The sequence below is a fragment of the Vibrio sp. Vb0888 genome (assembly GCF_033338835.1).
In the GTDB taxonomy this organism is placed as follows: domain Bacteria; phylum Pseudomonadota; class Gammaproteobacteria; order Enterobacterales; family Vibrionaceae; genus Vibrio; species Vibrio alginolyticus.
This window is the reverse complement of the sequence record NZ_JAWOTL010000008.1, coordinates 14,422-34,493: the sequence shown is the minus strand read 5'-3', so window position 1 is coordinate 34,493 and position 20,072 is coordinate 14,422. Positions and strand designations below refer to the sequence as shown.

Here is a 20,072-nt window from a genome sequence, read left to right as displayed (position 1 = left end):
CAGTGCCCTTTTTCATGTCTTAGTCTTTGAGTTGCCTGTGTCTTTAGCTTTTGGCCTATCATGTCCCTAATGCTAATTGACCTCACATCCCCCCAGTTTAGTTGGCTTGATTCAAGTCCCAATCGTATTCGTATTTCACTTTGCCAGAGAAGTTTTTGTATTGCGGAGCATACTTTGCGATGTGTTTGAAGATTTGTTTTTCTCCACCAAAGTCCGTTGCAAACCAATCATAAATAGAAGACAGCTGTGCCGTGTTACCTTGGATAGATACGCCTTTGCTGCTGTTGATAAATGTTTTGGCGGCACTATCCAGTAGAGCTTGCGTGTTGTCAGCAGTGAATGCTTGAGATTGCAGATTAGGGCATCCTAGGCTGGCACAGTTAACCGCGTAATGCGTTCTTGGGTCATTCCAAATTGGACGCAAAATTCGATGTTCAATATCGTTTAAAGTTAGATCCTTCCCATTGACCACGACCACATCGTCTCCCCAAGGACCAAAGCTAAATAAACCACCTAGCTTGGTGATTGATTCGACTGGATAGTTATCCAAAATAAGATCTACCGTGATGGCGTTGTAAAGGTTTACCCAATAGGCATATTGCTCTGCTTGGTTGTATTGTAGAGGGTCTAGTTTTGCCAAACGCTGGATGTATTGTTTCAGCTTAGTTTTATCGACAGAGGAGACTTGGCTATAACGAAACAAGGTATTCTCGCCTTGTTCAACTAAATAAGTATCGAGCAGTTGTTGCCATTCTTGATGAGAAATTTGGGTTTGGTTGGCTTGATTCGATTGTTTCCAATATGGCCATAAGTCGGATTTAGGCGCGGACAATGTCGAGAAAGAAACCAGAGCACACAACAGCAATAACAGACGCTTCATAGAGATACCTTTGAATGAGATATTGTTGATAGTGTAGACCAGTTTAGTGCTTGTTTTCTTTCAGTAATCAGTGGCCTTTATTCGCTGTCATTCCGAGGAGCATAAGCGATATCAGGAATCTAATACCCACAAACTCTTGAGTAAAGACAGTATGAATCTGTACAGTGCGCTCTGGTAGTCGATCCTGAATCACGTTCCTTCGTCGCTGTTCAGGATGACGAATTTCAACAGAGGCGTTCGGTATTCTGTAAGCAAAGCGATATGAGATCAGTCACCCAAAACAAATCAAGGGCCGACAATTGCCAGCCCTTGATTTGTGTATTTACTAACGCGTCTTAACGCAAGAAGCTTGGAATATTCGCTTCGTACTCAGCAATCTTATCTTCGTGTTGAAGGGTTAGGCCAATGTTGTCCAAACCGTTTAGCAAGCAATGACGACGGAACGAATCGATTTCAAAACCATATTCTTTGCCGTTGGCACGAACGACATTCGCTTCTAGGTCGACCTCGACTTCTGCACCTTCATTTGCCTCAACAAACTGGAAGATTTCATCCACTTCTTGTTCAGTCAAACGAACTGGCACCATTTGGTTGTTGATCGAGTTGCCGTAAAAAATATCGGCAAAGCTTGGTGCGATCATCGCTTTGATGCCGTAATCCGCTAGTGCCCACGGTGCGTGCTCACGAGATGAGCCACAGCCGAAGTTTTCACGAGCCAGCAAGATAGACGCGCCTTGGTAGCGAGGTGCGTTCATCACGAACTCTGGATTTGGCTGTTCGCCAGCATCGTCTAGGAAGCGCCAGTCATGGAATAGGTGCTTACCAAACCCTAGGCGGGAGACCTTTTGTAGGAACTGCTTTGGAATGATGGCATCAGTATCAACGTTCGCTGCATCTAGAGGAACAACTAAGCCTGTGTGTTGTTTAAAGCCTGACATTGGTTTGCTCCTTAGTCTAGTTCACGAATATCTACAAAGTGACCAGCAATTGCTGCTGCCGCTGCCATCGCAGGGCTCACTAGGTGGGTACGGCCATCACGACCTTGGCGGCCTTCAAAGTTACGGTTTGAAGTAGACGCACAACGTTCATGTGGGCCCAAACGGTCATTGTTCATTGCTAGACACATCGAGCAACCTGGTAGGCGCCACTCAAAGCCCGCTTCTTTAAAGATAACGTCCAAGCCTTCCGCTTCTGCTTGCGCTTTTACTTGCTCAGAGCCAGGAACGATTAGCGCTTGAACGTGAGGCGCGACTTTGCGACCTTTCGCTACTTCAGCGGCTGCGCGCATGTCTTCGATACGTGAGTTAGTACAAGAACCAACGAAGACTTTATCGACGTTGTAATCAGACAATGACTTGCCTGCCTCTAGGCCCATGTAAGCCAATGCTTTTTCTGCCGATGCTTTTTCTACTGGGTCGGCAAAGCTTTCTGGTGCTGGGATAGGTTGATCTACCGCGATAACTTGGCCTGGGTTAGTTCCCCAAGTGACTTGTGGTTTGATATCCGCTGCGTTTAGTGTCACGACTGCATCAAACTGAGCATCATCGTCCGTTTTTAATGTCTTCCAGTACTCTACTGCTGCATCAAAATCCGCACCTTGAGGTGAGAATTTACGGCCTTTGATGTATTCGAACGTGGTTTCATCTGGTGCAATCAAACCGGCTTTCGCTCCTAGCTCAATCGCCATGTTACATACGGTCATGCGGCCTTCCATTGAAAGGTCTGTGATCGCTTCACCGCAGAATTCAACTACGTAACCTGTACCGCCAGCAGCTGTGGTTTCACCGATGATGGCTAGCACGATATCTTTAGCCGTGATACCCGGAGCCACTTTGCCTTTTACTTCGATCTTCATCGTTTTAGCGCGCGCTTGTTTTAGCGTTTGAGTTGCTAATACGTGCTCAACTTCAGATGTACCAATACCAAAAGCGAGAGAACCGAACGCACCGTGTGTAGCCGTGTGCGAGTCACCACAAACAATGGTCATTCCCGGTAGGGTAATACCAAGCTCTGGGCCCATAACGTGCACAATACCTTGGTATTTGTGGTTAATGTCGTAAAGCGTAACGCCAAATTCTTCACAGTTTTTCGATAGCGTTTCCATCTGGATACGTGCCATCTCACCGGATGCGTTGATGTCTTTGGTTGTTGTGGAGACGTTGTGGTCCATGGTGGCAAAAGTTTTGCTGACCTGACGCACTTTGCGACCTTTTTCACGCAAGCCGTCAAATGCTTGCGGAGACGTCACTTCATGTACCAAGTGACGGTCGATGTACAAGATTGGGTTTTCCCCTTCTGCTGCGACGGCAACGTGTGCGTCGTAGACTTTTTCGTATAATGTTTTGCCCATTGTTTGCTTCCTTTCCTCGTTATCCTTGTTGCTTTGTTTTAGCACCAATGACTTAGAGGTAAGTCATTGGTGGATAGAGGATTTAGTATTTATTATGAATCTGTTCTGTATTAAGAGTTTAAGATGTACTCAGCGATCTTATCGCCCATCTCAGACGTCGAAAGTGCTGGGTTGTCACCAGCAAGGTCACCCGTAAGCTCACCCGCTGATAGTGCTTTTGAAACTGCCGCTTCAATGTCTTGTGCCGCCGTTTCCTCACCTAGGCTATAACGTAGCATCAGTGCCGCAGACAGGATTTGTGCCACAGGGTTAGCGATGTTCTTACCTGCGATATCTGGTGCACTGCCACCTGCTGGCTCGTACAGACCGAATTTGCTTTCGTTTAGACTTGCTGATGGCAACATACCCATAGAGCCTGTGATCATCGCGCATTCATCAGAAATGATGTCGCCGAAGATGTTTGAACACAGCATTACGTCGAACTGAGCAGGGTCTTTGATAAGCTGCATAGTCGCGTTATCAATGTACATATGTGACAACTCGACATCTGGGTAGTCTTTTGCGATTTCTTCGACTACTTCACGCCATAAGATAGAGCTTTGTAGAACGTTCGCTTTGTCGATAGAGCACACTTTCTTGCGACGTAGACGAGCAGATTCAAAAGCGATTTTTGCAATACGTTCGATCTCAAAGCGGTGGTACACCTCAGTATCAAATGCTTTTTCTGTTGCGCCTTCACCTTCACGACCTTTCGGTTGGCCGAAGTAGATACCACCCGTCAGTTCACGGACTACCACGATGTCAAAGCCGCGACCCGAGATGTCTGCACGTAGCGGTGAGAAAGCTTCAAGACCTGAGTGAATTTGCGCTGGACGTAAGTTACAGAACAGTTGGAAGTGTTTGCGTAGTGGCAGTAGGGCACCGCGTTCAGGTTGGTCATTTGGTGGTAAGTGCTCCCACTTAGGGCCGCCAACCGAGCCGAATAGGACTGCATCAGACTCTTCACATGCTTTTATTGTGCTCTCTGGAAGTGGGCAACCGTGATTGTCGATCGCGATACCACCGACATCATGCTCGTCACGCTCAAACGCAATACCATGTTTCTTTTCGATTGCATCCAATACTTTATGTGCCTGCGCCATTACTTCCGGGCCAATGCCGTCACCGGGTAGGACGGCAATTTTGTACGATTTGTCTGTCATGTTAATCCTTTAAGTTTTCTAATTTTGAGCTTAATTATTTCAACGAGCGTGTTCTTTCCTGAGCCGTGTAGCCCGGTTGTTATTACACAGTCGCAATCTTTTTCTGCTTCATTTCTTCGATTTTATCTGCACGATGAATGCTGTTAATAACGTGCAATAATGCTTGGCCGGAAGCCTCAACGATGTCGGTGGAAACACCCGTACCGTGGTATTTGCGACCTTTGTAGTTGGCAATGATGTCTGCTTGACCCAAACCATCTTCACCTTCACCTTTCGCGGTTAGGTCGAATTTATCCAGAACGATGTCGTAGCCTGTCACGCGGTAGATACATTGGTATAGCGCATCAACTGGGCCATTACCGACCGCTGCTTCACACATTTCTTCATCACCGCATTGCATTTTGATGCTGGTGGTAGCCATTACGCTGCCAGACTGCACGCTTAGGTAGCTCAATTTGTAGAAGTCATCTTCTTCACGCAAGTTCGAGAAGTGCATTAGGGCTTCTAGGTCGTAATCGAACACTTGGCCTTTGCGATCAGCAAGTTTCAAGAAATCCGCATACAGCGCGTCTAGGTTGTACTCGTCTTCGTTGTAACCCATGGTATCCATATGGCTCTTCACGGCAGCGCGACCGCTGCGGCTGGTTAGGTTCAGAGCTTGGTTTTTTAGGCCAATAGACTCAGGGGTCATGATTTCGTAGGTATTCTTATTCTTCAACATGCCATCTTGGTGGATGCCTGAAGAGTGGCTAAACGCATTTGCACCCACAATTGCTTTGTTGCTTTGAATAGGCATATTGCATAGCTGGCTAACCAACTTACTGGTGCGGTGAATTTCATCATGCTTAATGCCAGTGTGAACGCCCAAAAACTCTTGACGAGTCTTGATGATCATTGCGATCTCTTCAAGTGAACAGTTACCCGCTCGCTCTCCAATGCCATTGATCGTGCCTTCTATCTGACGTGCGCCAGCTTGAACGGCGGCAATAGAGTTGGCAACTGACATCCCCAAATCGTCGTGACAGTGAACGGAGATGATCGCTTTATCAATGTTCGGAACGCGGTTAAATAGGGTTTCAATAATCCCACCAAACTCACTTGGTACGGTGTAGCCAACGGTATCTGGAATGTTGATTGTACTCGCACCTGCATTGATGGCGGCTTCTACCATGCGACATAGGTTGTCGATTGGAGTACGACCAGCATCTTCACAAGAAAACTCGACATCATCAGTGTAGTTACGTGCATGTTTAACGGCGTTGACTGCCATTTCTAGTACATCGTCGTAGCTGCGGCGTAGTTTGTCTTCTACGTGAATGGTGGAAGTGGCTAAAAACGTGTGAATACGGAATTGGTCAGCCACTTTTAATGCTTCAGCGGCAGCATCAATGTCTTTCGCAACGGCACGCGAAAGGGCACAAACTCGACTGTTTTTTATGTTTTTTGCGATGGTTTGTACAGACTCGAAATCACCTGGTGAAGAGATTGGGAAGCCAGCTTCGATAACATCAACGCCGAGTCTTTCCAGCGCATAGGCAATCTGCAGTTTTTCTTTAACCGTCAAGCTTGCTGACAACGCTTGCTCGCCATCACGCAATGTGGTGTCGAATATAATGACCTGATCGTTCATGTTTGCTTCCTTCCTGATTTCTGCACTTTCGCGCAAGTGAATCGTTTACTTCCAGTATTTAGATATAAAAAAACCCGCATTCTCATGCGGGTTCTTAGAAATTGGTGTGGTTATTTTTCTTCCACAGCCTACCCGCGCGAACTGGTCACGATCAGGAGGAGGCTAAGCAGGATAGAAAAATGAGCTGACATAGTTGTTAAGCTTTCCACATAATTAAGTTAACAAATTAGTACCGCACTCCATGAAGCGCGTCAACCCTAAAGTCGATTTTTTATTCATATCGGATGAGTCTTTTCGTTTGCTTGAAAAAAATGATGCACTAAGTGAAACGACATGATGCGATAGAAACGTGCTAGAAGAAGTAAGTTCTCATCAAGTTTGCGACGTTTCATTACCAAAACAAGCATCGGGATTGCGACTTGTCACACAAAGGTCCGAATTGTTTGGCAAAAGTTTTGAATGACCATTTATAGTAGTGCAGTTGCACTAGGTAAAAGAAATATAAGGGTTAGGGAAAGAATGAGGTTAACAAAACAATTTGGACGTTCAGCCATAGTACTTACTCTGGTCAGCTTGTCGGGTTGTCAGCTGTTTCAATCGCAGACCTATGTGGAAGTGGCTTCCCCCGTTGTTATGAATGATCACTCACAGAGCGTCATGGTCATCAATGATCAAATGGATCGATTTTTGAGTTATGAAGGACGCGAATCGTTCTTGAATCAGATGCTTGTTGCCCTTGAGTCTGACAGCCGAAATAAGTTTAAAGGTAAAGATCCGGAAACGTATTCTTGGTGGAAGATCCGTGTTCAACCTAGTGAGAAACAGCAAGCGGAAGTTTTCCGACCAACCACTGAAGGTGTCGATACCTCAAACCCAGTAGAGTTTATGGATGTCTCTTACCGCTCTAAGACCACATTAAACCTACGCTCCAAACCGAGTCTTGAAGGGGAAAAGCTTGGCGTATTATCGAAAGGGGAAGTCTTTAATGTGCTAGCAAAAGTAGTTGATCAACCTTGGTTTCTCGTTGAACAGAAAGGAGTGATAAAAGGTTATGTCCATAAGGATTATGCGCGCAGCAATGTGATAAATCGTGACATTTTATCTACTCAGCCTAACCCTCTACTAGAGCCTAACTCGAGTAAAACGGAGAAAACGAGTATAGAGCATGAACTGTCGGGAAACTATACTTGCCGCTCACTGAGCTATGAGCTAACAAAAGATGGTGACATGACGACAGGCTCTTTGCGCGCCTGCCGCAAGAAGAGAAAAGTCTGGTATATAGACACCCCTCAACCGCAACCATCAAACCCTTCTTAATGTTCTATTTTTATGGTTATGCCCAATAGATAAATCGTTGGGCACACCTTAATTTGGCCTTTGTCATTAATTGTCCAAACTCCCGTCATGCTGTTGTCACCTAAACCTCCTACTTTTCACAAAAAGGCGTTGTCAAAGTAAGGAAAGGTCACATGAGAACCATAGAGACAATTACACAGCCAATTGCAACCATTGCTAAGTTTGATTTAGCGCTCTCTAGTGTTTGTCTTAAGCACCGTTTTAATCAACAAGTCGCCAATATCAGTAAAGGAGTTTCCCACAGTGGTGACGGGCATCTTTACTTGGTGTTGGGGTTATTAGCTTGGTATTTAGATAAGGAGCAAGGAGTCTGGTTTTTACTGGCGGGTTTACTTGCTTTTGCTATCGAGCTACCAATTTATTGGACGCTGAAAAATAGTTTTAAGCGTCGTCGCCCTGAAGAGCTTAGTGCACTCCTTCCTGCTTTTATTACCCCCTCTGATCGCTATAGTCTTCCTTCAGGACACACTGCCGCTGCGTTTGTCATGGCGACGCTGATTGATCATTTCTATCCGAGCCTAGGCGTTGCTGCATTCTTTTGGGCAAGTTTAATCGGAACCGCGCGAATCTTATTGGGTGTGCACTTTTTTACCGATGTCATCATTGGTGCACTGCTTGGCAGTCTTTGTGGTGGATTAGCGATTGCGATGTTAGGAGGCTAATTGATGAAAATCTTGTACGGTGTTCAAGGGACAGGAAACGGACATATTGCACGCGCAAGGGCGATGAGTCATGCGTTTAAAGAGCACGATGTTGAGGTCGACTTTTTGTTTTCTGGGCGAGCGCCGGAAAAATACTTTTCAATGGAAGCATTTGGCGATTACCAGACTCGCCGAGGCTTCACCTTTATTACCGAAAAAGGCTCTGTAAACTACGCGAAAACAGCATTGAATAACAATTTGGTGCAGTTTTTCAAAGAAGTTAAGCAACTCGATCTATCGTCCTACGATCTTATCATTAATGATTTCGAACCTGTGACTGCGTGGGCAGCGAGACAACAAAATAAGCCTTCTATTGGTATCAGCCACCAAAATGCTTTCCGTTATCCGGTGCCACTAAAGGGAGCAAGTTGGTTAGATAAATCCGTCATTGAATACTTTGCGCCTTCTCAACATCACCTTGGTTTGCATTGGCATCATTTTGATCAACCTTTGTTACCACCGATAGTGCATACCGTCGATAGCCAAGCAGAAAACGACGACTTCGTGTTGGTGTATCTACCGTTCGAATCGATTGAAGATATCTCGGACTTATTGTTCCACTTTAATCAACAAGCGTTTATCTGTTATCACCCGGATGTGATCGAATGTGAGCAGGTAGAAAACATAGAACTGCGCCCTTTATGCCACAGCAACTTCCAGCATCATTTGCATCGCTGTAGTGGTGTCATTGCTAATGGTGGGTTTGAGCTTCCTTCAGAAGCCTTGTCTTTGGGGAAAAAATTGTTACTAAAGCCACTCGCGGGTCAATTCGAGCAGCAGAGCAATGTTGCGACCTTAGAAGATTTAGGGCTTGCGATGTCGATGGAGAGCTTAGACATTTCCGCAGTACGCCAGTGGCTAAAGGAGCAACAAGCCGAAAGTGTGAAATACCCAGATGTTGCTCAGGCTATTGTTCATTGGGTACTGCAAGGTGCATGGGATTCAAAAGCAGAGTTATCCAGACAGCTGTGGGAGCAGGTTGATTTTCCAAGTTACGTGTCGAACATTTAAGTACGTTGTTCTAAGTACATTGTTCCTTCCATTTTTGACACGATTTTGTTGCAGCCTTTCTGTTTGGAAGGCTGCATTTTTATTCTTCCTCTCTCATTTCTATTCAGTGTGTATTTGCTGATAATTTGACTGATAAGTGCAAAATTCAATCAGAGATATAGCTGTCATCTGTTGTTCTTATTCCAACTAATAACTGAGCTAAATGCATGCTTGTGTTGACCGCCTGTCCTATCAATTTGCTAAATACGTCCTCAAAGAATGCATTTTTACGTGTTTTATAGTTTTTTATGTTTTTATCAAGTATTTGTTATTTAAAAAATAAATACCTAATTGGCTAAAATTTACTGATTAAATATCAATCTAGTTGCGAAACCGCAATCGATTAGTTGATAGTACAGTTCGAGCCGGAAGTATCCGGACGATAAATATAATAAAAAGTTAGGTTATCTATTCGTAAAATGATTCGAATCCAGCCGCCGTCTTTTGTGCGAGATGGGATTCTATTCGTTATGAATTTAATGAACAAAGTTGACGATTACAAAAGAGGCGCACTCAATGTTAGAGAAGAAAGACGCGATGAGCGCAATTGCTAGCTACCGTATGGAAAGCACTTTGCGTGGTGTAGATTTAAACCTACTGACTGTATTTGATGCTGTAATGCAAGAGCAAAATATTACTCGTGCAGCACATAACCTAGGCATGTCTCAACCGGCAGTAAGTAACGCCGTGGCACGCTTAAAAGTGATGTTTAACGACGAGCTATTCATGCGCCAAGGCCGTGGTATTCAGCCTACGCAACGAGCTCGTCAACTGTTTGGCCCTATTCGCCAAGCACTACAGCTGATTCGCAATGAACTTCCTAGCTCTGTATTCCAACCAGAATCTTCGACTCGCTTATTCAAGCTTGCGATTTGCAGCCCTTGTGACATGCGTTTTGCTCCGAAGATCATGGCAAAAGTGAATCAACAAGCACCAAACGTTCAGCTTCACCTAGATGCAGAATTTGACCGTTTGTTGTCTGAGCGTATGCGCTACCAAGAAATTGATTTCGTGATCGACTACGCTCGTTTTGATGAGCAAGGTTTCTCAAGTACTGAAATCTTCAAAGATGAATTAGTGGTTATCGCATCAAAAACACACCCACGCATTCAAGGTGGTGTGACGGCTGAGCAACTGCTTAACGAAAAGCATGCGAAGTTATCGAAAGTGCATGGCCAACGTAGTTTCTCAGAGCAAGCGTACCGTGAACTGGATTGCCAAGCGGCGTATGAAGGTTCTAGTTTAAGCAACCTACTATACGTGGTGGGTCAATCTGAGCTTGTGACTATTGCACCACGTTGGATGGCGGAAAATGCGGTAAACAGCGATCAACTGCAAATTCTTGATTTCCCATTTGCGAACAAAGAAATCAGCGGCTTCTTAAGCTGGCATGAATCAAGCGAAAAAGATAAAGGCCACATTTGGCTGCGCGATCAACTGATGATCACTTGTGGTGAAGTCGTTGCCGCAAAATAAGATGACGTTTGGTCTTCTCGATTAGACCATATTGGTAATCATCAATTTTTACAATTCATTGGTCCCCGAGCGATTTTTGTCTCTCGGGGCTTTTTGTTTTCGTAATCAACAATCGAAACAGTAAGTTAAATAGAGTAATCATTCAGCAATTTGAGGTACGTTCGCGACGTATAAGTGATAGTTGTCTCTTATTAGTGATAAGTTTGATACTGGTCAGTTGCGTTTTAGCAAGCCGTGAGTACACTTGTTCGCTCAATTAGCTTACGCCTGTAAGCCAAAAGGTAAGTAAAAGAATGGCCAAGTTAGATTTTCATATCGTTAAACGTATTCGTGAACAAATTGCGAACGGTGGTACACGCGTTGCACTCAAGCATAAAGTGGGTGAGGAGTGGCAAGGTATTACGTGGACGCAATTTGGTCAGCAAGTTGATGCTTTATCACTTGCACTTTTGGCTCAGGGATTAGGAGTCCAAGATAAGATCGGCATTTTCTCGAACAACATGCCGCAATGGACGATCGCTGATATCGCAGCACTGCAATTACGCAGCGTGACAGTACCTATTTACCCAACCAATACTGCCGCCCAGTCGGCGTACATCATTAACAATGCAGACGTCAAAGTTCTGTTTGTTGGTGAACAGCCTCAATTTGATGCAGCAGTGAGCATTTTCGACCAGTGCGAACAGTTAGAGCTCATTGTTGCGATGTCTGATGATATAGAACTTGGCGATCATGATTTCGTTATCTCTTGGCAAGCATTTGTTGCCAAAGGCGACGCTACATATCAAGTTGAATTGGACGCGCGTTTAGATCAGGCAAAAGAAGATGATCTACTCACGCTGATCTACACCTCGGGTACAACAGGCCAGCCAAAAGGCGTTATGTTGGACTACGCAAACATTGCGGCGCAATTGGAAGGGCACGATCAGCGCTTGAGCCTTTCTCAAAGTGACGTGTCATTATGTTTCCTTCCGTTGTCACACGTATTTGAGCGCGCTTGGACCTTTTATGTATTGTACAAAGGGGCGACCAACTGCTATTTGCAAGACACCATGCAAGTACGTGATGCACTGAGCCAGGTGCGACCTACCGTGATGTGTGCCGTACCGCGTTTCTATGAGAAGATCTTCTCTGCGATTCACGAGAAAGTGTCTCGCGCGCCGATTCATCGTAAGATCATGTTTACTTGGGCAGTCAACATGGGCGCAAAAATGGCCGCTTGTCATCAAGAAAAACGTCAGCCATCGCTCTTGCTGCGTAAGTCATACGCTTTGGCGGATAAGTTGGTTCTGAGCAAACTGCGTGCGCTACTTGGCGGGCAAATCAACTTTATGCCTTGTGGTGGTGCAAAGCTGGATGAAACCATCGGTCGATTCTTCCATGCGATTGGTATCAACGTTAAGTTGGGCTACGGCATGACTGAAACCACGGCGACAGTATCGTGTTGGGATGATAAATGTTTTAACCCCGACTCTATTGGTATGTCGATGCCTGGCGCACAGGTTAAGATCGGCGAAAACAACGAGATTCTGGTTCGTGGTCCAATGGTGATGCGTGGCTATTACAAAATGCCAGAAGAGACGGAAAAGACCTTTGATGAGCACGGTTTCCTAAAAACGGGCGACGCTGGTTACATTGATGAAAATGGCAACTTGTTCATCACCGATCGTATCAAAGAGTTGATGAAAACTTCAGGTGGTAAATACATCGCTCCACAAATGATTGAAGGTGCGATTGGTAAAGACCACTTCATCGAGCAAATCGCAGTCATTGCGGATACTCGTAAGTTTGTTTCTGCGCTTATCGTGCCTTGTTATGACTCGCTAGAAGAGTACGCGAAAGAGCTGAATATCAAATATCACGATCGCGTTGAGTTGATTAAGCACCACCAGGTGGTCGAAATGCTTGAGAAGCGTGTGAACGATCTTCAAAAAGAGTTGGCAAAGTTTGAACAAGTGAAGAAGTTTAAATTGTTACCAAGAGCTTTCTCTATGGATGATGGTGAGTTAACGCCAACTCAAAAACTTCGTCGTAAAGTCATCAATGACAAATACCAAGATGAAATTGAAGAAATGTATAAGGAAAAGTCCGATAAAAAGTAACTTAAGCTGACTTAGATTTTATATTGATGAAAAAATCCCCAGTGATGTGATCGCGCATTGCTGGGGATTTTTGTTTGTATTGATTTTTTCTGTTCTGCTCGTCAAATAACGCTATTTCGCACCCTGTAGCTAAAAGCTTATGAAATAATGTTCTTTTTTTAAGCGTTAATTTTTTAGGTTGTACTGTGAAATAGGAGATGTGTGGCTACTATTCCTACTAACATTCTAATTACTAGTATCTTGTTTAAAAAGTAGACCAATCTCTCATTAGACCCTTTGATAATAAAACGTTACATTTGTTGGGTAACCTTGCGGGATGTTATGACGAACGCAAGACATAGCCGAAAACGTGGAAGTATTTCGATTAGGCTACGAATAAGACCTAGACTATGTAAAACCAGACCAATCCGTTGACCTTACGGTGAGGAAACTGGCTAAGGAGAGCAATTATGACAGCAATGTTGTCAGGCGCAGAGATGGTGGTTCAATCTCTGATAGAAGAGCACGTAGAGCAGATCTTTGGCTACCCAGGTGGCTCTGTTTTGGATATCTACGATGCACTGCATGCCAAAACCGATCAAATCAAACACGTACTTGTAAGGCATGAGCAAGCCGCCACTCATATGGCAGATGGTTACGCTCGAGCTACCGGTAAACCGGGTGTCGTACTTGTGTGCTCGGGGCCGGGCGCGACCAATACCATTACGGGTATTGCAACAGCGTATATGGACTCTATCCCAATGATCGTTATCTCGGGTAACGTACCGAATAGCCTAATTGGTAATGATGCTTTCCAAGAGTGTGACATCGTCGGTGTCTCCCGCCCAGTGGTCAAACACAGCTTTTTAGTAAAAAAAGCGGAAGATATTCCTGAAACAATCAAAAAAGCGTTTTATATCGCGACTACAGGTCGACCTGGTCCAGTTGTGATTGATTTGCCAAAAGATGTAATGAACCCGCAAATCAAACTGCCTTATCAATATCCAGAAACGCTTTCAATGCGCTCTTACAAGCCGACAACTTCGGGCCATAAAGGCCAGATTAAAAAAGCGCTTAAATCGCTATTAGAAGCGAAAAAACCAGTGCTTTATATCGGTGGTGGTGCGGTGATTTCTGGCGCCCATGAACATATTTTAGAGCTTTCCGACAAACTGAACCTACCCGTTGTGAGTACTTTGATGGGCTTGGGGGCATTCCCGGGTACACATAAAAACTCACTGGGCATGTTGGGTATGCACGGCACTTACGAAGCTAATATGGCAATGCATGAAGCCGATCTTATTTTTGGTATCGGTGTGCGTTTTGATGACCGTACAACCAACAACCTTGAAAAGTACTGCCCAAACGCAAAAGTGATGCATATTGATATCGACCCGTCATCGATCTCGAAAAACGTGAAAGTGGATTTGCCGATCGTAGGTTCTGCGGAAAAAGTGCTGACAACCATGCTCGGGCTGCTTGCAGAGCAAGGTAGTGGAAATGATCAAGATGCTATCACTGCATGGTGGGATGACATTCAAGTATGGCGTGACCGCAACTGCTTGTCTTATGAAACGTCTCCAGAACGAATCAAGCCACAGCAAGTAATTGAAACGCTGCACAAGCTAACTAATGGCGACGCATATGTGGCGTCTGATGTGGGCCAGCATCAGATGTTTGCGGCGCTGTACTACCCATTCAATAAGCCGCGCCGTTGGATAAACTCTGGTGGTCTTGGCACCATGGGATTTGGTCTTCCGGCTGGTATGGGCGTGAAGTTTGCCATGCCACAAGAAGAGGTCGTGGTTGTGACTGGTGACGGCAGTATTCAGATGAATATTCAAGAATTGTCGACAGCCATGCAATACGACATTCCAGTGAAGATCATCAACCTGAACAACCGATTCTTAGGCATGGTAAAACAGTGGCAAGACATTATTTATCAAGGTCGTCACTCTAATTCTTACATGAGTTCTGTTCCTGACTTTGCAGCGATTGCAGAAGCTTATGGTCACGTCGGTATTCGTATCGAAACGCCTGATCAGCTCGAAGAAGGGCTACAAAAAGCGTTGGATATGAAAGATCGTCTGGTGTTTGTGGACATCAACGTAGACGAAACCGAACACGTATACCCGATGCAAATCAAAGGTGAGGGTATGGATAAAATGTGGCTAAGCAAAACGGAGAGAACTTAATATGAGACACATTATTTCATTGCTATTGGAAAACCAACCAGGTGCGTTGTCTCGTGTTGTTGGTTTGTTCTCTCAACGTGGTTACAACATTGAATCTTTGACGGTGTCACCGACTGATGATGAAACCCTGTCGCGAATGAACATTACCACGACATCTGATGAGATGCAGTTGGAACAAATTCAGAAGCAGTTACACAAATTGATCGATGTGCTGAAAGTGCAAGAAGTCACCGAGTATGAGCACATTGAGCGTGAACTGATGATGGTGAAAGTGAAAGCCAGTGGTTTTGCGCGAGCAGAAGTGAAGCGGACGGCAGACATCTTTCGTGGCCAGATCGTGGATGTCACGGCTTCCCAATACACCGTACAACTTGCGGGTACGAGTGAAAAGCTAGATGCCTTCATTCAAGCGATATCCGAAGTGACCGAAGTTGTCGAAGTTGCTCGTAGTGGTGTCGTTGGCATTGCGCGAGGAGAGCGAGCCCTCAAACCTTAACTCTCTGATTGCATATAGAAAAGCCACTTAATCTAAGTGGCTTTTTTGTTTAGAAAATAACAATTAATGATATAATTGTCGTTTTAGTAAGCATGATAGGCATTAGACGTGTGAAAGTACCTAAGCGAGTCGGCACCTTATTGGCGACAGCACTATTTTTTAGTGCACTCACTGCCGCTTACTACTATCAGAAATATCTGACGTTGTTAGAAAACAATGTTGAGAACACCGCTCAAGAAGCGTTACATCAATTGGCCTATACTGGCCGTGAATACAGCAATATTCAGGATCAAATCGAAACGATCAGTGACCTACTTGGTCACAGCCAAAGTCTGTATGAATATCTGCGCCAACCTAACCGGGTGAACCGTTCCATCTTAGAAGACATGTGGATCTCGGTCGCAATCAATCAAAAGTTGTATAAGCAAATTCGCTTTCTTGATGTTTCTGGTCGAGAAAAAGTGAGGATTAATTATGAGATTGAAACAGGCGCTGCGTTGCCCGCGATCAAATTGCAAAATAAGTCAGAGCGAGATTACTTTCAATTCGCTAAGAACTTAGACGATGGCGAAATCGCTTCGTGGGGGATAGGTTTAGAACGAGAGTATGGCGAGTTAGTCTATCCCTATAGCCCGTCACTGCGCATTTTGATGCCTATTTCGCTTAACGGAAAGCGCGAAGGGTATCTCGTCCTTAATGTTGATATTGACTATTTATCTTCTCGACTCAACTATTCGTCAGTGCTTGATTTCCATATTGAGCTGATTAAAAGTGACGGATTTTACATTGATAGCCCTAAATCAGCTCGTTTGTATGGCCATATAATTCCCGCTCGCTCTCAATTTAATTTTGGCCGGATGTACCCAAACATTTGGCGTAGTTTAAATTCAAAAGATTCGGGCTATGCTTACAATGGTTCGAATTTGGTCGCGTATCGCACCATCCAGTTTGTTTCTAGCGAACCTCTTCATCTGGTTATTGATCTTACCAATGAGCAGTTATTATCCCGAGCTCAGAGGGATATTGATGACTTAATCCAAGAAGCGTTTTTTGTTTTAAGTTTGGTGCTCGGCTTCACTTTGCCGACGGCAGCCCTTGCTCTGCATTATCGGCGTCATAGTATGGAATCGAAGTTGGCTCGAGCTGCTCTTGATGGTATGACTGCGGTGATGATCTCGGATGCTTCACATAGAATCATCATGGTTAATCAAGAGTTTGAAAACATGATGGGTTACTCAACCAAGCATGCCCAAGGTTGGAGTGCACATCATTTAATTCTCTTACCTGAAGATCTCGAAGCAAACCTGAGTATCTGGAAAACACTGAAGAGTGAACACGTATGGGAAGGGGAGATTCGTTGTCGAACTAAGTTTAATCAAGTCTTTACTGCAATAATGCGTATTCAGGCGAATTTAACCAAATCAGGTAAAGTGAGTTATTACATTACGTCGCTGGTGGATATCTCTGGGCAAAAAGAGTTAGAAGAAAAATTACGAAACCTAAGCGAAAAAGATGGCTTGACGGGGTTGTGGAACCGCCGAAAATTTGAAGAGCAATTGGCGCAATATGCGGGGATTATTGAACGCTATCCTGATAGCCCTCCTGCTTGTTTGGCGTTGTTTGATATTGACCACTTTAAACGTATTAATGACGAGCTTGGCCACGACGAAGGAGACAAGGTGATTTGTAGTGTCGCAGAAACCCTCCTAGAAGAAGTCCGCAGCACAGACTTTGTATCTCGTGTCGGTGGTGAGGAATTTGCAGTGATTATGCCGCATACAACACTAGAAGAGGCTGAAATTGTATTGAACAGGCTACGTGTCGCGGTTCAAATGCGTAGTGATAGAGGCATTACTGTCAGTGCTGGGTATAGTGATTTAACCTCTGATCGTACAAGAACGTATAAATGTGCTGATATTGCTTTGTATGAGTCAAAAAGTGCAGGGCGTAACTGCGTATCGCTATGTCATAGTTATGATGATATTGCTTAGTGCTTTTACAAAAACGAAAAAACGGGGATAGACCCCCGCTTTTTAGTCTCAGCGTTATTCGCTAGCCAGTATGCGACATTGGTTGCCGATGGCGGCTTCGATACACTGTATTGACTGTCTCAAATAACGCTCTAGATAACCTAAAGCATCCTGACTCTTTTTGTCTAGCGATGCCTTCATCAGTATTTCTTGCTCATCGAGATTACAGTGCCCAGGGTTCCCTGTGCCTAAAATCTGCATCGCGAAGTATTGGTAGCGTTTAATTTGCGTGAGTAGATCGCAGAAAAACCCAAACATATTGACAGAGCCAGCACCTTCAAACAGCGCAGTAAGAAACTGATTTTGGCGCTCTTCCCATTCCCTCCAACAAAAGCTTTCGCCAGGTTTTACTCGGGATAACTTGTGATAAGCAGTTAGTACATCCAGTTCCCATTTTTCATCGCCAATCATAATTGCCTTACTGAGTAAGCATGCGGAGACCGTTTGCAGGCTTTCGTACAAGTCATGTAACTCATCTTTACATACAGGTGCAACCCAGCAGCCTTTTTGCGGCTCGAGTTTGACGTACTTGCTCCAAGATAATTGCACCAATGCTTCTCGAATGGGTGACGCTCCTACGTTGTACTTCTCTTTGAGTTCGGCAACCACGAGTTTTTGACCTGGTTTAAGCTCGCCATCGAGAATATCCTGACGGATCATTCTTAATACTTTGTCGGTAAGAGTGGGACTAGACACATACACCTCATAGAAACTTTAATCGTGACGATAAAATTAAACAGTACGAAATTCTGATAGAGGTAAATAATACAATTAGCCTATTATGAGAGCAAGAAAGCCATATAAAAAAGGAGGGCATAAGCCCTCCTTCTCAAGAAACTGAAGTGTTAAAAGTTCAGTCTTATAGCACGTGTACAGAAGCTGTGTTCGTAGTACCTGAAGCAACTAGAGCGCCAGAAACCATAACAACGATATCGCCTTTGTTACCTAGACCTGATTCTAGAGCAAGTTCTTTACCCGCTACGTAGAATGCGTCAGTGCTTTCGATTGAATCAACAACTACAGGAGTAACACCTTTAGTTAGAACTAGCTGTGCAGCAGTTTTCTTGTTAGTTGTTAGCGCTAGAATGTTTGCAGTTGGGAAGTACTTACGTACTGAACGTGCAGACTTACCGCCTTCAGTTGCAACAACGATAAGTGGAGCAGCTAGTTTCTCAGCTGTGTCTACTGCACCTTTACATACTGCTTCAGTGATGCGTAGGCGTGGGCTGTCTAGACGAGAACCTAGTTCAGCTTTTAGCGCTGAGTCAGTACGGTTCGCGATTTGAGCCATGATAGTTACCGCTTCAACAGGGTATTTACCTTTCGCCGTTTCACCAGAAAGCATTACTGCGTCAGTACCGTCCATTACCGCGTTAGCAACGTCGCCTGCTTCCGCACGAGTAGGACGTGGGTTGTTGATCATAGAATCAAGCATTTGAGTTGCTGTGATAACCATCTTACGTGCACGGTTACACTTCTCGATCATCATTTTCTGAGCGAAGATTACTTCTTCAGCTGGGATTTCAACACCTAGGTCACCACGTGCAACCATGATGCCGTCAGAAAGATCTAGGATCTCGTCGAAGTTATCAACACCTTCTTGGTTTTCGATCTTAGAGATGATGTGGATGTTCTCGCCGCCGTTTGCAGCAAGTACTTCACGGATTTCTTGAACGTCAGACGCTTTACGGATGAAAGAAGCTGCTACGAAGTCAACGCCTTGCTCACAACCAAACTTAAGGTCGTTCTTATCTTTTTCAGATAGTGCAGGTAGGTTTACAGAAACGCCAGGAAGGTTAACACCTTTGTTTTCGCCTAGTGCACCGTTGTTAAGAACTTTACATTTAACTTCAGTTTCAGTCTTAGAGATAACTTCCATCTCGATTAGACCGTCGTCTACTAGGATAGTGTTACCTACGTTTAGGTCGGCTGCGAAACCAGCGTAAGTTACTGCAACTTTATCTTTGTTACCTACAACTGAAGTGTCAGTTGTGAAAGTGAATTCTTGACCTGCTACTAGATCAACATCGTTACCGCCTTCTAGCTTGATAGTGCGGATTTCTGGACCTTTAGTATCTAGAAGAATTGCTAGTGGTTTGCCAGTAGCTTCCATTACTTTACGGAAGTTCGCGATACGAGTGCCGTGTTCTTCGTAGTCACCGTGAGAGAAGTTAAGGCGCATTACGTTCATGCCTGCGTTAACTAGTTCAGTTAGCTTCTCTACAGATTCTGTTTTAGGGCCAATCGTACATACGATTTTGGTCTTTTTCATGGAAGATACTCTCCGGTAAGTATAGTTACAATTTGAAAGTCGGTTATTTACTCTGAAGTCAGGACGTTTTTGATGACATTTAGTACCTGTCATCCACCGATTTTTCGTCTCATTATTAGAACTTCAGATTCTGAAAGTCTTTCACCAAGTTTAGTCATTTTATGACTAAAAGATCGGCGATTTTGGTTACCTTTTTGTGACTAATCCCACTTTATATGCAGAAAGTTGCAAAAAAATAGCCTTCAATTCTGTAATTTTTTTTCTTTTCGGTGGCGAATTCTACCATTGAATGAATCCAATATCACTGTTTAAGAATTGTCTTAGGACAAGGTTTTATCGAGAAATATTAATTT

The 20,072-nt window shown here is 44.4% G+C and carries 15 protein-coding genes; 8 read left to right on the top strand and 7 right to left on the bottom strand.

Features of this window, described 5'->3' with window-relative positions; all coding sequences use genetic code 11:
* Positions 1-97: 97 nt before the first annotated feature.
* From R7P72_RS13015 to leuA, 5 genes are all read right to left on the bottom strand, one after another.
* Entirely contained in the window at positions 98-880 is a 783-nt protein-coding gene (locus tag R7P72_RS13015; RefSeq protein WP_005383074.1) for a DUF547 domain-containing protein, read from the bottom strand.
* A gap of 335 nt (positions 881-1,215) precedes the next feature.
* Positions 1,216-1,818 (bottom strand): 3-isopropylmalate dehydratase small subunit, encoded by a 603-nt coding sequence (gene leuD, locus R7P72_RS13010; RefSeq protein ID WP_005383071.1) that lies wholly within the window; start codon positions 1,816-1,818, stop codon positions 1,216-1,218.
* 11 nt (positions 1,819-1,829) lie between these two features.
* Positions 1,830-3,230, bottom strand: coding sequence for a 3-isopropylmalate dehydratase large subunit (leuC, locus tag R7P72_RS13005; protein ID WP_005379681.1), 1,401 nt, complete (start codon positions 3,228-3,230; stop codon positions 1,830-1,832).
* A gap of 110 nt (positions 3,231-3,340) precedes the next feature.
* Entirely contained in the window at positions 3,341-4,432 is a 1,092-nt protein-coding gene (leuB, locus tag R7P72_RS13000; RefSeq protein WP_005379683.1) for a 3-isopropylmalate dehydrogenase, read from the bottom strand.
* Positions 4,433-4,514: 82 nt separating this feature from the next.
* The gene (leuA, locus tag R7P72_RS12995) at positions 4,515-6,062 is read right to left on the bottom strand and encodes a 2-isopropylmalate synthase (protein WP_005379685.1); all 1,548 of its coding nucleotides are present in this window, start codon (positions 6,060-6,062) and stop codon (positions 4,515-4,517) included.
* A 519-nt stretch (positions 6,063-6,581) separates the two neighbouring features.
* On the opposite strand from leuA, the gene R7P72_RS12990 reads away from it, so the two are divergent.
* From R7P72_RS12990 to R7P72_RS12955, 8 genes are all read left to right on the top strand, one after another.
* On the top strand, positions 6,582-7,379 hold the full coding sequence (locus R7P72_RS12990; protein ID WP_005379689.1) for an SH3 domain-containing protein: 798 nt from the start codon (positions 6,582-6,584) through the stop codon (positions 7,377-7,379).
* A 152-nt stretch (positions 7,380-7,531) separates the two neighbouring features.
* Positions 7,532-8,080, top strand: a complete 549-nt coding sequence (locus R7P72_RS12985) for a phosphatase PAP2 family protein (protein ID WP_005379690.1) — start codon at positions 7,532-7,534, stop codon at positions 8,078-8,080.
* A gap of 3 nt (positions 8,081-8,083) precedes the next feature.
* A complete protein-coding gene (locus tag R7P72_RS12980; protein ID WP_005379691.1) occupies positions 8,084-9,130 on the top strand; it encodes an MJ1255/VC2487 family glycosyltransferase in 1,047 nt (348 codons plus the stop codon).
* 555 nt (positions 9,131-9,685) lie between these two features.
* Positions 9,686-10,645, top strand: a complete 960-nt coding sequence (gene calR / locus R7P72_RS12975; protein ID WP_005379693.1) for a LysR family transcriptional regulator CalR — start codon at positions 9,686-9,688, stop codon at positions 10,643-10,645.
* Between the two features lie 293 nt (positions 10,646-10,938).
* On the top strand, positions 10,939-12,747 hold the full coding sequence (locus tag R7P72_RS12970) for an AMP-dependent synthetase/ligase (RefSeq protein ID WP_005379694.1): 1,809 nt from the start codon (positions 10,939-10,941) through the stop codon (positions 12,745-12,747).
* A gap of 449 nt (positions 12,748-13,196) precedes the next feature.
* Positions 13,197-14,921, top strand: a complete 1,725-nt coding sequence (locus R7P72_RS12965) for an acetolactate synthase 3 large subunit (protein WP_005379695.1) — start codon at positions 13,197-13,199, stop codon at positions 14,919-14,921.
* A gap of 1 nt (position 14,922) precedes the next feature.
* The gene (ilvN, locus tag R7P72_RS12960) at positions 14,923-15,417 is read left to right on the top strand and encodes an acetolactate synthase small subunit (protein ID WP_005379697.1); all 495 of its coding nucleotides are present in this window, start codon (positions 14,923-14,925) and stop codon (positions 15,415-15,417) included.
* Positions 15,418-15,527: 110 nt separating this feature from the next.
* A complete protein-coding gene (locus R7P72_RS12955; protein ID WP_005379698.1) occupies positions 15,528-17,408 on the top strand; it encodes a GGDEF domain-containing protein in 1,881 nt (626 codons plus the stop codon).
* Positions 17,409-17,462: 54 nt separating this feature from the next.
* Here the strand turns inward: R7P72_RS12955 and R7P72_RS12950 are convergent, their stop codons facing one another.
* Together R7P72_RS12950 and pykF are read right to left on the bottom strand one after the other, a co-directional pair.
* A complete protein-coding gene (locus R7P72_RS12950; protein ID WP_082245239.1) occupies positions 17,463-18,149 on the bottom strand; it encodes a GntR family transcriptional regulator in 687 nt (228 codons plus the stop codon).
* A 157-nt stretch (positions 18,150-18,306) separates the two neighbouring features.
* Positions 18,307-19,719 (bottom strand): pyruvate kinase PykF, encoded by a 1,413-nt coding sequence (gene pykF, locus R7P72_RS12945; protein WP_005379700.1) that lies wholly within the window; start codon positions 19,717-19,719, stop codon positions 18,307-18,309.
* Between the last annotated feature and the right edge of the window lie 353 nt (positions 19,720-20,072).